Below are 406 nucleotides of genomic sequence, written 5' to 3'. Positions count from 1 at the left end.
GACCCGCGAACAGCGCCGCCAGTTCCTGCTCAACCAGATCTGCTTTGCCGCCTGCATCGAAGGCCTGTTCTTCTTCGCTGCGTTCGCCTACGTGTACTACTTCCGTTCGCGCGGCCTGCTGCCGGGCCTGGCCTCGGGCACCAACTGGGTGTTCCGCGACGAGAGCGCGCACATGGAGTTTGCGTTCGAGTCGGTGCGCGTGGTGCGTGAGGAAGAGCCGGACCTGTTCGACGACGAGATGAAGCAGCAGGTCTACGACATGCTGGCCGAAGCCATCGAATGCGAAGTGCAGTTCGCCGAGGACGTGCTGTCCGGTGGCGTGGCCGGCATCTCGACCCGCGACATGCGCCAGTACCTGCAGCACTGCGCCGACCAGCACTTCGCCAAGCTGGGCATGGAAAAGAAG

The 406-nt window shown here is 63.8% G+C and carries 1 protein-coding gene; it reads left to right on the top strand.

Annotated elements, in window-relative coordinates:
* The coding region (locus D7X55_RS47170; protein WP_147470540.1) for a ribonucleotide-diphosphate reductase subunit beta at positions 1–406 on the top strand (406 nt) is incomplete at both ends.

The organism is Corallococcus sp. AB049A, from assembly GCF_003668885.1.
GTDB classification, from domain to species: domain Bacteria; phylum Myxococcota; class Myxococcia; order Myxococcales; family Myxococcaceae; genus Corallococcus; species Corallococcus interemptor.
This window is presented reverse-complemented; position numbering and strand designations above follow the sequence as displayed.